Annotated in this window: 11 protein-coding genes; 5 read left to right on the top strand and 6 right to left on the bottom strand. The window is 42.9% G+C overall.

Annotation, left to right across the window (positions count from 1 at the left end):
• Nucleotides 1-10: 10 nt before the first annotated feature.
• Together AN213_RS09870 and AN213_RS09865 are read right to left on the bottom strand one after the other, a co-directional pair.
• Nucleotides 11-1,156: a DUF1624 domain-containing protein gene (locus AN213_RS09870; protein WP_055198510.1), complete on the bottom strand. Its 1,146-nt coding sequence runs from the start codon at nucleotides 1,154-1,156 to the stop codon at nucleotides 11-13.
• Nucleotides 1,146-3,230: a TonB-dependent siderophore receptor gene (locus AN213_RS09865; protein ID WP_055198508.1), complete on the bottom strand. Its 2,085-nt coding sequence runs from the start codon at nucleotides 3,228-3,230 to the stop codon at nucleotides 1,146-1,148. The genes AN213_RS09870 and AN213_RS09865 overlap by 11 nt, the downstream gene beginning before the upstream one ends.
• A 178-nt stretch (nucleotides 3,231-3,408) precedes the next feature.
• Here AN213_RS09865 and AN213_RS09860 point away from each other — a divergent pair, with 178 nt between their 5' ends.
• On the top strand, nucleotides 3,409-3,873 hold the full coding sequence (locus AN213_RS09860) for an energy transducer TonB (protein WP_054563006.1): 465 nt from the start codon (nucleotides 3,409-3,411) through the stop codon (nucleotides 3,871-3,873).
• 85 nt (nucleotides 3,874-3,958) lie between these two features.
• A complete protein-coding gene (locus tag AN213_RS09855) occupies nucleotides 3,959-4,204 on the top strand; it encodes a DUF3297 family protein (RefSeq protein WP_171037140.1) in 246 nt (81 codons plus the stop codon).
• A 60-nt stretch (nucleotides 4,205-4,264) separates the two neighbouring features.
• Here the strand turns inward: AN213_RS09855 and AN213_RS09850 are convergent, their stop codons facing one another.
• The 3 genes from AN213_RS09850 to AN213_RS09840 are packed head-to-tail and all read right to left on the bottom strand — an operon-like array spanning nucleotide 4,265 to nucleotide 5,679.
• Nucleotides 4,265-4,666 carry a MerC domain-containing protein gene (locus AN213_RS09850; RefSeq protein ID WP_054563008.1) on the bottom strand — a complete coding sequence of 134 codons (402 nt, stop codon included), beginning with the start codon at nucleotides 4,664-4,666 and terminating at the stop codon, nucleotides 4,265-4,267.
• 45 nt (nucleotides 4,667-4,711) lie between these two features.
• A complete protein-coding gene (locus AN213_RS09845) occupies nucleotides 4,712-5,179 on the bottom strand; it encodes a Fur family transcriptional regulator (RefSeq protein ID WP_055198507.1) in 468 nt (155 codons plus the stop codon).
• Nucleotides 5,176-5,679 carry a DUF2796 domain-containing protein gene (locus AN213_RS09840; RefSeq protein WP_055020614.1) on the bottom strand — a complete coding sequence of 168 codons (504 nt, stop codon included), beginning with the start codon at nucleotides 5,677-5,679 and terminating at the stop codon, nucleotides 5,176-5,178. Before AN213_RS09840 ends, AN213_RS09845 begins: the two co-directional genes overlap by 4 nt.
• Nucleotides 5,680-5,817: 138 nt before the next feature.
• Here AN213_RS09840 and AN213_RS09835 point away from each other — a divergent pair, with 138 nt between their 5' ends.
• The 3 genes from AN213_RS09835 to AN213_RS09825 all read left to right on the top strand — a co-directional run bounded on the left by AN213_RS09835 (nucleotide 5,818) and on the right by AN213_RS09825 (nucleotide 13,002).
• On the top strand, nucleotides 5,818-8,232 hold the full coding sequence (locus AN213_RS09835) for a TonB-dependent receptor domain-containing protein (RefSeq protein WP_055198505.1): 2,415 nt from the start codon (nucleotides 5,818-5,820) through the stop codon (nucleotides 8,230-8,232).
• Between the two features lie 28 nt (nucleotides 8,233-8,260).
• A complete protein-coding gene (locus AN213_RS09830; RefSeq protein WP_054563012.1) occupies nucleotides 8,261-9,628 on the top strand; it encodes a hypothetical protein in 1,368 nt (455 codons plus the stop codon).
• 158 nt (nucleotides 9,629-9,786) lie between these two features.
• Complete coding sequence (locus AN213_RS09825; RefSeq protein ID WP_095209735.1) at nucleotides 9,787-13,002, top strand: S41 family peptidase; 3,216 nt, start codon at nucleotides 9,787-9,789, stop codon at nucleotides 13,000-13,002.
• 62 nt (nucleotides 13,003-13,064) lie between these two features.
• Here AN213_RS09825 and AN213_RS09820 read toward each other — a convergent pair whose 3' ends face one another.
• Nucleotides 13,065-14,366, bottom strand: a complete 1,302-nt coding sequence (locus tag AN213_RS09820; RefSeq protein ID WP_055198502.1) for a DEAD/DEAH box helicase — start codon at nucleotides 14,364-14,366, stop codon at nucleotides 13,065-13,067.
• Nucleotides 14,367-14,471 lie beyond the last annotated feature (105 nt).

Genomic DNA, 14,471 nt, shown 5'->3' with positions numbered 1-14,471 from the left:
GCATTTTTCATTATAAATACTTTAACCAAGGCTTGTTAGCCTTACGCTTGTATTCACTAAACCTCTTGGTTGGCCAATAAAGCCCTATTGCCAGCAGCAAAGTAATAAACCAAATACCTGAGATATCACTGACTCCTAAATATTGCCCTTGATTTGCCCCCCAGATCAGCATGCCTATTTGATACATAAAGAGCAGTACATAGAGGTGTAAAATATAAAAGAACATAGGCACAGAACCATACACTCGTAGCGCATTAGTAAAGCGGTTGAGTGGTCTTTCAAATAACCACAAGCCTACAAACATGCCTGCTAACGTGATCAGCAAAAAGCTCAGTGATGGTGGGTACTTAGTCACGTTAAACACCGACATCACGGTTTCAGTTGTAGTGCTAAACATTTGCCACGGCAAAGTTTCACCATAAATATTAAAACCACGCAGCAGCGCAAATAATCCCACACATAACAGGGCTAACAGCAGTAATGCTCGCTTACGTGAATCCGCCGATTGAGTGTGTGCATATAAAGGACCTGCACAGTAACCCAATAAGATAACGCCAATCCAAGGCAGCACTGGGTAGCTAATTTTGACGTCGATTAAACCGCCTTGTGATAGATAGCCTCGGTCATGCAAAATCGTCCACAGCGAGTAACCAAACTCATCGGGCGTAAAGCTGATTGGAGTCAGTAAGTTGTGACCAAATACAATAACTAAACCAAGAACCAGCAATAGGTTGCGTGGCAGCTTAATCAATGCTGCTAACACCAGCATACAAAGGCCAATCGCCCACATCACTTGTAGCCAAATAGTGTTGTAGTAACCCATCCACGAAAAACAAATCAGGGTCACTTCGAGGGCGATTAAAAATAGCCCTCGCTTGATTAAAAAGCTTCGTGCTGAGCGCGCCACGCCACTTGCTGGATGACTATAAAGCCACGCCGACAAACCGGTTAAAAAGATAAAGGTTGGTGCACAAAAATGCGCAGCAAAGCGGCTCCAAAAAAGCCCCGGCGAAGTTGTATCAACCACCATGGGATCGGCCACCTGCATGTGCAAGAAAAATCGCTCTCGCACATGATCAAGTAGCATCAGCAGAATAACGACACCACGCATGATGTCGATACTGTGAATACGGCTTTTAACTTGCTCAGAAGTCATAACTTACGCCAAGTTTAAATTGCGTTGGCGCACCCGGGTAGGCCCACAATGCATTGTAAGAACTGGCAATATAATGTTCATCAAACACGTTATCAACATTCAGTGATACTGTCGTACGTTCAGTCGCTCGCCATTTAGCAAATAAACCAACAGTTTGGTAACTCGGTAAACGGAAAGTGAGATCAGCTGGGTCGCCCAAACGGTCAGACACATATTGATAATGACCACCAATCTTTATTTCTTGTGCGAATAGACTTAGGTCATGGTTTAAGCCAATCGAAAGGTTATTCTTTGGTACGTTCACAAGTGGGCTACCTTTAGGAATTGGCACTAACCAGTCAACATTTAGACTGTCTGTGGCAGTCTCGGCATCAACATAGGCATAAGATAGGTTGTACTCGGTATTGTCACCCAATGAACCTGTTAAATCTAACTCAAAACCTGTGCTATTTGCTTTACCTACAGGTGTTGAATAACCCACATTTACTGGATCTGCCACCAGCATGTTGCTCTTGCTTGCATCAAAATAAGCAAGTGTACCGCTGATATTGGCGTAGCTAAATTTAACACCTACCTCAAACGAGTCACTTTCTTCAAAACCGAATGGATTACCCTCGGCATCGGTGCCACTCAGTGGTAAAAAGCCTTCTGAATAGCTTGAGTAAAGGTTAATGTCGTCATTAAGTGCGTAAACCACACCAAAACGTGGACTAATGCGGTTTTCTTTGCTGTTTGATGCCACACCAGACTTAGTCTCAAAAATATCTTGTTCAATTTCATCAAAACGCAGACCTAACATCACTTTTAAGTTATCGGTTAGATCTAGTTGGTCTTGCAGGTAAATACCGTACGCATTTTGTTGTTCGTTATTTTCGTACTGCATGCCCACTTCAGGGCCTTCAGTAGTGCTGTACTCTGGCTCATAAATATCAATGGTATAAGTACCATTACCACCACGGTAGCGATAAAGCCCAGTGCGCAGCTCATAGTCGTAACCATCAACACCAATCAATACATGATTGGTAATACCGGCAACATCAAAGTGGCCGCTTAATTCAAAGCGCAGCGATAAATCATCAGACTCATAGTCACGGTATCTGTGCTGGCGAGTTAAGGTTCTGCCATCATCAAATAATGACTGACGCGATGGTGAAAGCTCAGCATCTGACGAATAACCCGTTAACGTTGCAGTACGGTAACTAGCACCTAATAACAAGCTCCAATCTTGGTTTAGATCGTTGCTGTAATTTAATTGATGGCCGCGCGAGTGCACCTTGGTTGGTGCATCATTTGGGTTACCTAAAAAGCGTGACTCAGGCACGGTATCAAAATCACCATTTAACACCACAATACCGCGGTCATACATTTGCTGTTGATCAACATACTCAAACTCATAAGTCAGCGATGAGTTATCGTTGATTTGATAATAAAGCGAAGGCGTAATCACGAATTTGTCGTGGTGTACATAGTCTCTGAAGCTGTCACTATCTTGCCATGCGCCATTGATACGAAACGCTAAATCATCGCTTAAACCGTTAGTGTAATCACCTTGAATACGCTTGTGATCATCGCTACCGAACTCAGCTTGAAGTTGCCCTTGCTGATAAAACTGTGGCTTTTTAGTAATAATGTTTACTGTACCACCCGGCTCCGAACGGCCATAGAGTGCCGAGCCAGGTCCTTTTAATACTTCGATGTATTCAATGTTTGATACATCACGTGGGCCTGCAAAGCCGCGACCACCACTAAAACCGTTAACTAAGTACCCAGACGGCATATTTTCGTTACCTGACAAACCACGAATTGAATAGCTATCCCACAGTGCTCCACCATTATTCTTACGAGTAATACTGGCAGAAAAATCCAGTGCATCACGAAACTTTGTAATACCGTTATCAGTCATCATGTCTTTACTTAATGTAGTGATCGATTGCGGTAAATCTTTTGTTGGAATATCACCACGAAACGCCTGTTTATGTTCAATGGTGATCGTTTCGATATCGCTGTTATCAGCTGCATGTGTATTCGCTGCAAACGCCGCAGCTAAGGCTAAACTAAGAGTTGAGTACTTCATAAGGTCTGATTGTAAAAGTTAAGAGAAATGATTTGTTATAAAATAACATAAATAAAAAATAGGTTATAGTATAACAATACATTTATCCCTTAATTTTTAGCCAAGCCTCTAGTTTACAAAGATAATTTTTAACGCTAAATTTGAGGTGGATTAAAAAACAAACAAGTTAAGGAAAACTATGTATAAATCACTTTTAGCATTAACGCTCGTATGCGCATCAATCAGCTCATTCGCAAACCCTGATTTATCACGTAAATTTCCATTTGTTGATATTCAAGCGCAGGTACTCGATACCACTACAGATAAGCCTAGCTGGCAACGGCTGCCACCAATGCACCATGTACAATACCCGACAGGGCTGCTAAATCGACAAGGCAGTGGCTGCGCAATTGTCAACTTTCAGGTAACGCCAGAAGGCGATGTGAAAAACTTAAATATTGAAAATTCAGCGCCAAAGCGCTTTAGTAAAGACGTTAGAAAGGCAGCAAGGCAAATAGTGAGAGACTGGCAATGGCCAGAGCGCACGGATGAACAAGTCATTGAGTTAACCATGCGTTTTGACTACTGCTTAACACACGACTTCGATAAAAAGAGTGAAGCCGTTGCCATGTGCGTTGAGCATTCAGAACAAGCCTGCGAGTAAACAATAAATTTGCCGTGTAGATACTTGAGCCAATGCCAGCTATTGCCTACAATGGCGCACAATTTATTCAATGCAGATCGCAACTATGACTGATACACAAAAACCAGAATTACCAAACCAACTTTCTATCAATCCACGTAGTAAATTTTATGTGGAAGAAGTTTTCGAGCATGAAATTGGTGTAAAACTTAACGGCAAAGAGCGTTTTGACGTTGAAGAATATAATATCAGCGAAGGCTGGATCAAAGTCGCTTCTCCAAAAGCCCTTGATCGCCGCGGCCAACCTTTACTATTAAAAGTAAAAGGCACTGTAGAAGTATTCTACAAGTAATTCAGTTTTGCTGAATTAGCTTGTTGGCCAATTCAATGGTTGGCCAACAAGTTTATATCTTTACGAGCTTAGGCACTCAGCCCCTCGTTTTTTCCCACACAAGCGAAAGTTAAACCAATGCCCGGTGACGACAAAGAGCGAACCCAATAAAGTAAGTACTTTTTCGCCAGCCTCACCAATAACATTTTCGCCAAGCAGCACCGCTGCAGACAACAACACCAGCCCTGCACCACCTAGCATCAATAATCGATAACGTTTATGTTTTTTACACCCTAAAAATAGTGCTAATAAGCTGCTTGGCAGTACCGCAACTAACATCCAAAAATGAAATTGCTCGTTACCTAAACCCAGTGCTGCAGCACTAGGTAATAAAACCAATAACACAGGCACAGCTAAACAGTGAATAGCACACATAGCTGATAACCCGATGGCAAACTTGTCCATTATTTCTTGTAATTTCACTGAATAATCCCTACAAAATTGAACACATGAATTATAAAAAGTGCATCAAGCAAGTTTTGCTTGGCACTCATTGCATACTCCCAGCATTTCAAATTGCTTTGTTTGTGAGGTAAAACCTGCATCATCAAAATGAGGGAAAAGCTTTGCAACATCACTGTGTGAAACCGCTAAAGTCTCAACTTTTTGGCAATGACGGCAAATCAAAAACAAAGAAGTCTCACGCTTAAAAACCTCACTGTCGGTACCGTAAGCGATATATTTGTTAGCACTATTAAGCCTGCGAACAAGGTTTACCGACTCCAAAAAGCTCAAGATTCGATAAACAGACATAACAGATACACTTGAACTTGTGCGCAGCTTGTAGCAACTGGCTAATTCGTAGGCCGATAACGGCACGTCTGTGGTTAGTAATATTTGCAGTATTTGCTTGCGCTGAATGGTGAACTTTCTACCATGCTCAAGGCAAACCTGCTTCGCTTTATTAAGTGTGCTGGTTAATCGCTGTTTATTCATAGCGGCCACTCAATATAAGGTTTTGTTGCTGTCAGCTCTGCTATCCCGTGCGCTTGCTCTGTGATCCACTGTGCTTCGATAACAGATATTGCTTCAGCCCATGCAAATAAAGTAACTGTGACTTTAGAGACGGGCTTATCACAGTTAAACGAGTATTCAACTTCTAAGTCTTGATGTGCATGATGAGTGTGATGCTCAAATGGGTTTTCAAAATTTGCTTGAGTAAGCTTACATTCGCCGTTAAATGTCACTAACTGCTGTGAATTTGCTAATTGGGCTAACGTTTGTTTAATGGTTTGCTTTTGCTCAGCTGTCTCGGGCTGATGCTCAAAGCCAAAAATATCTCCAGCCGGTAAAATGAACTTAACCCGCCACTTGTCTTGATCATGAACCACAAAAAGCACTCCCTCACCATGTGAATGATGATGGTGTTGATGCCCTTGAGCTGAAAAAATACATCCAACCATAAAGCATATCACTGCTAATTTTGCTGCTTTCATAACCCCAATCACTCCATTTACCTCACTTTAAACATGCTGTTACAAAAAAGAATAAAACTCATTCGTCGATTCACACTTGATACATTATAACAATTAAAGCACAATTGATACATTATAACATATCTACAATGGTGAATAATGAATAACATCTCAAGAGTGGCTGTCGTCATAGCAGCGTTATTACCAGCCAGTGTTTTGGCACAATCAATCAAAGGCGTTGTTTTAAATAACCAAGGTAAAGCGGTGGCTAATGCCACAGTTGACCTTGAAGGGTCTGATCAAAAAGTAACAACTAACGACAAAGGTGAGTTTGAAATCAGCGGCTTAAATAACGGCTTAAAAGAGCTACATATTTCAGCGCCAGGTTATGCTCACTTACATCGAGATATCACACTTACCAATGACCAAGACCACAGCGCAACCTTTAATCTAAAGCGCTCACCGATTGAAGTGATTGATGTTGAAGCAACGCCGATTCATATGTCGGCAATGGAATCTGCCTCACCTGTTAGTGTGTTATCTAGCGAACAATTAAGACGCCAACAAGCATCAACGCTTGGCGATAGCCTCGAAAAGCTGCCGGGCGTTAACACAAACTTTCATGCCAAGGTTGCCAGTACGCCTGTGATCCGTGGTTTGAGCGGCCCACGTGTTTTAATTACGCAAAATGGCTTAGATGTAAGTGATGTGTCACGTGTTGGCCCTGATCACTCAGTGGCATCGGAAGCATCAACAGCGCAGCAAATTGAAGTATTACGTGGCCCAGCAACTCTATTTTATGGCAGCGGTGCAATTGGTGGTGTCGTCAACGTAGTTGATAGCCGAGTACCAACAGACAGCACAACACGTGGTGAATGGAACCTAGAACATAACTCTGTAGATGAGCAAAAAGTTGCTTCGTTTAATGCCACCACAGGGACAGAGTCATTTGCCTTTTATGCTGATGCATTCTGGCGTGAATCAGGCGATTACGAAGTACCTGTTGCCGCCGATATTGACGACACAGAGCACAGCTCAAAGTACGTAGTAGAAAACAGTAATGAAGACTCAGATGGCTTTACTGTTGGTACTAGCTACTTATTTGAGCAAGGTTACCTTGGTGTTGCGGTTGAGCAATTTAACCGCCAATACGGTATTCCTGGCCATACTCATGGTGAAGAAGAAGAGCATGATCACGAAGAGGAGCACAGTGAAGAAGAAGCTGTTTTTGCTGATCTTGAACAAACCAAAGTTCAGCTACTTGGTGAATACAATATCGACAGTGAGTGGCTAAGCAAAATTAACTTACGTGCAGGCCACACAGACTACGAACACGCTGAAATCGAGCACGGTGCTGTAGGCACAACTTTCAAAAACGAAACCAATGAGCTGCGCGTTGACATTCTGCATAGCCAATTTGATGAGTGGAATGGTGGCGTTAGCTTTCATTACAAAAAAAGTGATGTAGAAGCACAAGGCTCAGAAGCATTCACCCCTCCTTCTATTACTGAAAGTATTGCTTTTGCAATTATGGAAGAAAAGCACTTTGGCGATTTTTTAGTGCAATTAGGCGGCCGTGTTGAGCGAGTTACTATTGATGCTAATAATGTGCTGTTACCTGAGATCGACGCCCATGCACATGATGAAGACGGTGATGAGCACGACCATGATCATGACCACGAAGAATCAAACTACACACGCGTATTTGATGTTGCCCAAGAGTTTACACCGGTAAGCTTATCAACAGGTGTAGTATGGGATTTTACACCAGGTTATAACCTAGGTTTATCGGTATCGCGTTCTGAGCGTGCTCCGTCTGCTTCTGAGCTGTTATCTTTCGGCCCACACATTGGTACTGCAACGTATGAAGTTGGTGCGCTATTCGACACTCATGATGGTCATTTTGAGCTATCAGATGACGCTATCGATTTAGAAACGGCAAATAATATCGACCTGACATTCCGTAAAACCGAAGGTGATATTGGCTTTATCTTCAATGCCTTTTACAACCAAGTAGATAACTATTATTACCAGATCAACACAGGCCTATACGCTGAAAGCGGTCATGATCACGACCATGGCGACGAACATGATCACGAAGAAGAGCACGATCATTCATCTGAACTACCGGTTTATTTATTTAAAACAGACGATGTGATTTTACATGGTTTTGAAGCGCAAGTTGCTTGGCAGCTAAGCGACGAATTTAAACTCGACTTATTCTCTGATTATGTACGCGCGCGTCTGAAAGACGGCGGAGATTTACCGCGTACTCCACCACTGCGTTTTGGTACTGAGTTTAGCTATCAAACCGAAAACCTAACGGCAAATATTCACGTTACGCGCTACCAAGAACAAGACCGCATAGCACAAGAAGAAACCACAACAGACGGCTATACCCTTGTTGATGCCAGTATTTCTTATGAGTTATCGGTATTGAACCAAGACCTATCGCTTTATTTAAAAGGCACAAATTTAACGGACACAGAAGCCCGCGTTCATAGCTCATTCTTAAAAGACATTGCACCACGTCCTGGGCGCAGTTTTGCGTTTGGTGTTCGCGGCTACTTCTAAAACAAAATTACAAATAAAGGAAACCTACATGACACACTTATTTAGATTAAAACTATTGGCACTGGCAATTAGTAGCACCCTGATCACCGCATGTGGTGACGCAGAAACAAATATTGTTGAGAAAGACCCTATCGAGGTTCCTGACGACAGTGGTGATGACCATGATCATGATGACGGTTATACCATTGACTCAATGGGCCGTTTAGCGGTTTTAGCAGCTGATAGCAACGAAGCGAATATCTTTGATTTAGATGACGACTCACTACTAGAAACGTTTTCGCTTATCCATGATTCAAGCTCACTAAATGTTTCACCAAGCTACCGTTATGCAGTTATTGCTAACCGCAGCCAAGATTACTTAGGTTTTATCGATGGCGGTTTATGGCGTGAAGATCATGGCGAGCATTTACATGATTATAAACAAGGCCCTGCATTTAGTGACTACGAGCTAACAACGGGCAGCCGCCCTACTCACATCGTTAAACATGATGGTCAAATGGCCGTGTTTTACGATGGTAATGCCGATGCAGGTACGGTTGCCTCTGTAGAAGTGTTAACCGATAACGACATTGCTAACGAAACAGAGACGCTTGCTGGTATTCAGTACGACATCAATATGCATGGTGTTGCAGAGCCACGTGGCGAGCACCTAGTTGCAACATTGCGCCGTGCGGATAGCGAAAGCACTTCAAACGCTAAAATCCTGCCGGATCAAGTGGGTGTTTTCCACCTTCATGAAGGTGAATATGAGCTTGAACAAACATTTGAAGTTACTTGCCCAGATTTACACGGTGCAGCGCAAAACCATGATTATGTAGCATTTGGTTGTGGTGACGGTGTACTGGTAGCCCACCAGCATGATGATGAATACCATGCAGAAAAAATCGCCAATATAGATGCTCTAGGTGATACACGTATTGGCACATTATATGGCCATGAAGGTAGTGAAAGCTTTATTGCAATTGCATCGGGTGTATTTGTAAGTATCAATCCAAGCGAAGCTGAAATGGAAGTACTAGAGTGGCAACTTGATGAAGGCGTAAGTGCTGTATCTTACTCATTTTCAGCAAGCGGAGAGCACTTTTTAGTACTTGATAGCTTAGGCTTTTTAAACGTGCTTGAAGCCCATGAGCACGACGGCCACATGCACTGGGAGCTTGCCGGTAAAGTAGATATCACTGAAGAAGACGTAACAACGATGCCAGAGGGCATGAACTTCAGCATGACTGTGTCACAAAATAGTGAGTTTGCTTATGTTGCCGACCCTATCGCTCAGCATGTACTAAAAGTACATATCGAAGATCTTGAAATTGAAGGTGATCTTGAACTGACTTTTGCACCAAGCGCCATCACTTGGTTAGGTATTGCAGAAGACAGTGACGATCACGACCACTAAGAAGTTATGTTTTATGGTATGACATAGCTCGCAAAGGTTGGCATTTACTGCCAACCTTTTTTTATTCATATTTTGTAACAGACCTTTCATCGCAACTGCATCGCTATTTAAGCCTTAATGGTTATGATGTAACAGTTCCCAATATAGGATGTAATCCCATGAAAAAACTAACAACGTTGGCACTGGCCATGGCTGCGACACTGGCACCTTGGGCATCAGCTTACGAAACTAAAGACACGCGCTTACTGCGTTTTCCTGATATTCATAACCAAAATGTTACCTTTGTTTACGGTGGTGATATTTACATTGCTAATACGCAAACAGGCGAGAGCAAACGCTTAACTGACCATATTGGCTTTGAAACTTTCCCTAAGTTTTCACCTGATGGTAAACGCATTGCCTTTGCAGCCGAGTACAATGGCAGCCGCCAAATTTATGTAATTAACAGCGGTGGTTCTGGCTTAAAACAACTGACTTACTACAACGATGTTGGCCCAATGCCACCACGCGGCGGTTTTGATTATCGTGTTCTCGATTGGACACCAGATGGCAAAAATGTGGTGTTTCGTGCTAACCGCACACCGTGGGGTAAACGTATGGGTCGTCCATACATGGTTCCTGCTGACGGAGGCCTTGAGCAGCCTCTGGCTATTCCAGAAACTGGCGGCGGTATGCTTTCGCCAGATGGTAGTAAATATGTTTACACGCCAATTGACCGTGAATTTCGTACTTGGAAGCGTACCCGTGGCGGTCGTGCACAAGATGTCTGGGTTTACGATCTAAAAAACAATACCTCAGAGCAGCTAACCACTAACCGCGCTACCGATCAGCAACCAACCTGGGTTGGCGACAACATTTACTTTGTATCTGACCGTGATTACACCCTTAACCTGTATCAATACCAAAAAGGCGCTGAGCCGAAAAAGCTAACCAACCATAAAGACTTTGACGTACTGTGGCCATCAGCTGGCCCAAATGCTGTTGTTTATGAAAACGGTGGTTTCCTTTATCGCTTTGATCCAAAAACTCAAAAAAGCAGCAAGCTGAGCATTAACATTGCTGGTGTGCGTCAATACGCAATGCCGTACACAAAAAATGTGAGTGACTTTATCGACTCAATGTCGATTTCTCATGATGGTAAGCGTGCACTCTTTACTGCCCGCGGTGAGCTATTTAGCGTACCGGTTAAACAAGGCCCAACACGTAACTTATCTTACACAGCAAAAGGCCGCGAAATTGACGCAAGTTGGTCGCCAAATGGCCGTTATATTGCTTATATGAGCGATGAAAGTGGCGAATACGAAATTTACTTAAAAGACCGCAGTAAAAGTAATGCCACCAAGCAACTAACCAGCAACGGAACTATTTGGCGTTTTACACCGATTTGGTCACCAGATAGCTCAAAACTGTTATTTGCAGATAAAAACCACACACTCTGGTGGATAGATGCAAAATCGGGTAAACAACACAAAATTGATACCAGCATCTACGATGAAGAAGGCATTCGCCAATATACTTGGTCGCCAAATAGCGAAGACATTGTGTATGTGAAAAACAATGAAAACCGCTATGCCTCGCTGTGGCACTACAATGTTGATAAAAAGAAAGTGACTCGCTTAACGGATGAAATGACCAATGAGCAAAACCCAACTTTCTCTCCTGATGGTCAATACCTGTATTTTAGTTCTGAGCGCGACTTTAACTTAGCCTTCAGCAGCTACGAGTTTGACTACATGTTTAATCGTGCAACGCGTATTTATGCCGCAGCCGTAAATGACAGCATCAAACCACTTATCGCACTACAAAGTGACGAAACAGCGATCGTCAGCGATAAACAAAAAGACGACGACAAGAAAGCGAAAAATACCCTGCAAAGCAGCGACTTTATGCAGCGCGTTACCGCTTTAAATGCGCCAGCTGGAGATTATCGTGGTTTAACGGCAGTAAAAGGTGGCGTGCTAACACTGGCTAATGGTGGCCTACAATTGATAGGCACTGCTCATGACAGCGAGCTTGAAACCGTGGCTAAAGGGGTTCGTAGTTATACTATTTCGAGCAACGGTGAACACCTGTTAGTACATGCGGGTAACGATTACAGCTTAATTGAGCCTAAAGCAAAACAAGACCTAGCAGCGAATAAGCTTGATCTTAGTAACATGACCTTAAAAATTGAGCCGCAAATTGAATGGCAGCAAATGTATGTTGAAGGCTGGCGTACATTACGTGATTGGTTCTACGATGAAAACCATCACGGCCAAGATTGGGACGCAATTTTAGCCAAGTATCAACCTATGGCTGATGCTATCTCACACCGTAGTGACCTTGATTACATTCTCAGCGAAATCGCAGGTGAAATAAACTCAGGCCACATTTATGTGCAGTCGGGTGATATGCCAAAAGCAGAGCGTAAAAAGCACGGCTTATTGGGTGCAAAACTTGCCAGCGATCCATCTGGATATGTAAAAATTGAGCAAATCTTCCAAGGTGAAAACTGGCATGAAGACTTCCGCTCACCACTTGGCACAACAGGGGTAAAAGCACATAACGGCGACTACATCATTGCCGTAAATGGCCGCTCAGTAAAAGACGTAGCTAACTTCTACGAATTACTAGAGAACACTCAAGGTGAGCAAGTTGAGCTAGTCCTTAACAGTAAACCGCGCAGCAAAGGTGCATGGCAAGTTACCGTTAAGCCTGTAGCGAGCGAGCAAGGTTTGCGTTATTTAGACTGGGTTAACTCTCGTGCAGCCTACGTTGATAAGCTATCAAATGGTCGTATTGGTTATGTTCACTTACCAAATACAGCGTTTGAGGGTAACCGCGCCATGTTCAAAAACTACATGCCGCAAACCACCAAAGATGCCATGATTATTGATGACCGATACAATGGCGGTGGCTTTATTCCTGAGCACATGATCACTTGGCTTGCTCGTAAACCACTTAACTATTGGAAGCGCCGTGGTGTTGAGCCAACGAAAACACCACAATTTGCTCATGATGGTCCAAAAGCCATGCTGATCAATGGTTACTCAAGTTCAGGCGGTGATGCTATTCCTTACTACTTCCGCCAAGCAGGGTTAGGTAAGCTTATTGGTACCCGTACTTGGGGTGGATTAATTGGTATTTCAGGTAACCCAAGCCTTGTCGATGGCGGCCAAGTTATCGCGGCAACATTCCGCGTTTTAGATAACAATGGCAACTGGATCATCGAAAACGAAGGTGTCACTCCAGATATCAAGATTGTTGACCGCCCAGAGTTAATCTACCAAGGTAAAGATCCATCGATTGAACGTGCCGTAGAAGAGCTATTAAAAGAGCTAAAAGACAACCCGAAAAAGCCACTCACCGTGCCACCAGCACCGACTGACTTTTAATTCTTAACTGGTTGTTAAAAAGCAAAAAACCCCGCAGCAATGCGGGGTTTATTTTAAGGCTATTAATGTTTCTTCCAGCCACTCCAAACATCGTCTTGTTGGTTAGCTTTATTTTTTTTCTTTTTCTTACCTGTTCCCGCAGGTTTCGCTACGGGCTTATCGTTTTTAAGTGCCTGTGCGGCATCGAGGTTTGCTTGATTTACGGTAAAACCTGCCACTTCTTCGCGCTCTAAACGAAATTTATTTTTCTTTTCAATGATTTTAAAATGATGAAAGTCTTCGTAATCAATCAGTGATAACGCTAACCCAATTTCACCGGCGCGACCACTTCGGCCAATACGGTGTATGTAATCGGCAGGGCTACGGGGTAAATTGAAATTAATCACTACAGGCAATTTAGCAATATCTAAACCACGAGCAGCAATATCAGTGGCAATTAACACCTCAATTTCGCCATTTTTAAACTTTTCGATTACGTGAGTACGCTCACTTTGGCCTTTATCACCATGAAATACTTGTGCATTGATGCCACGCTTTTCAAGCTTATTTGCTAAATGCTCACAATCTTTTTTTGCATTCACAAAAATCAGCGTTTGGCGCCATTTATGGTTTTTTATCAAGTGCGCTAAAACCGTGGTCTTCTCACCTTTATTAACTGTAAATACACGCTGTACTAGAGTGCTCTTCTGTTTGCTTTGAACTTGTATTTCTACAGGGTCATTTAACAGCTTTTGGGTTAATAATTTAACCTGCTCTGGAAACGTTGCTGAAAACAGCATTGTTTGTTTTTTAGCGGGCATAAGTGCTAATAGCTCAGCAAGTTCTTCGGTAAAACCAAGACTCAACATGCGATCTGCTTCATCAAGCACTAGGGTGTTTACGCTATCAAGCTTAATAGCATTGCTTGAAATCAAATCAAGTAAGCGACCAGGAGTTGCAACGATAATATCTGCACCACCTCGCAATGCTTGCATTTGCGTATTAACTGACACACCACCAAATACAGCAACGGTTTTAATCGCACCATTAAAATTTGCAGAGTACGATTTAACGCTATCAGCCACTTGCACCGCGAGTTCTCGGGTTGGCACTAAAATAAGCCCTGATACAAAGTTACCTTTGCCTTGTGCTTTTTTATCTCCTTTATCTAAAAAGCAATTTTGCAACATAGGCAAAGCAAATGTCGCTGTTTTACCTGAACCGGTATTTGCTCCTGCAATTAAGTCACTACCCGCTAAAATGCTTGGAATTGCTTTTGCCTGAATAGGTGTTGGCTGGGTATATTCAAGATCCGCCAATCGAGCAAGTAGCTCTGGAATAAGGCCAAGTTCGTTGAAATTGCGAGAGTTTGTGGCTGAGGTCATAAAAAGTGTGGGCTCATTACTAAAATAGCCTGCGATTTTAGCGCATTTATTGCCCGGTAAGTAGGAATTAGTGAGTTAAATACCTTTTAGATAACAGTCACTGGT

Origin of the sequence: Pseudoalteromonas sp. P1-8 (assembly GCF_001399985.1) — a bacterium.
GTDB lineage: Bacteria > Pseudomonadota > Gammaproteobacteria > Enterobacterales > Alteromonadaceae > Pseudoalteromonas.
The sequence above is the reverse complement of the archived record's forward strand: the minus strand, read 5'-3'. Positions and strand labels throughout refer to the sequence as shown.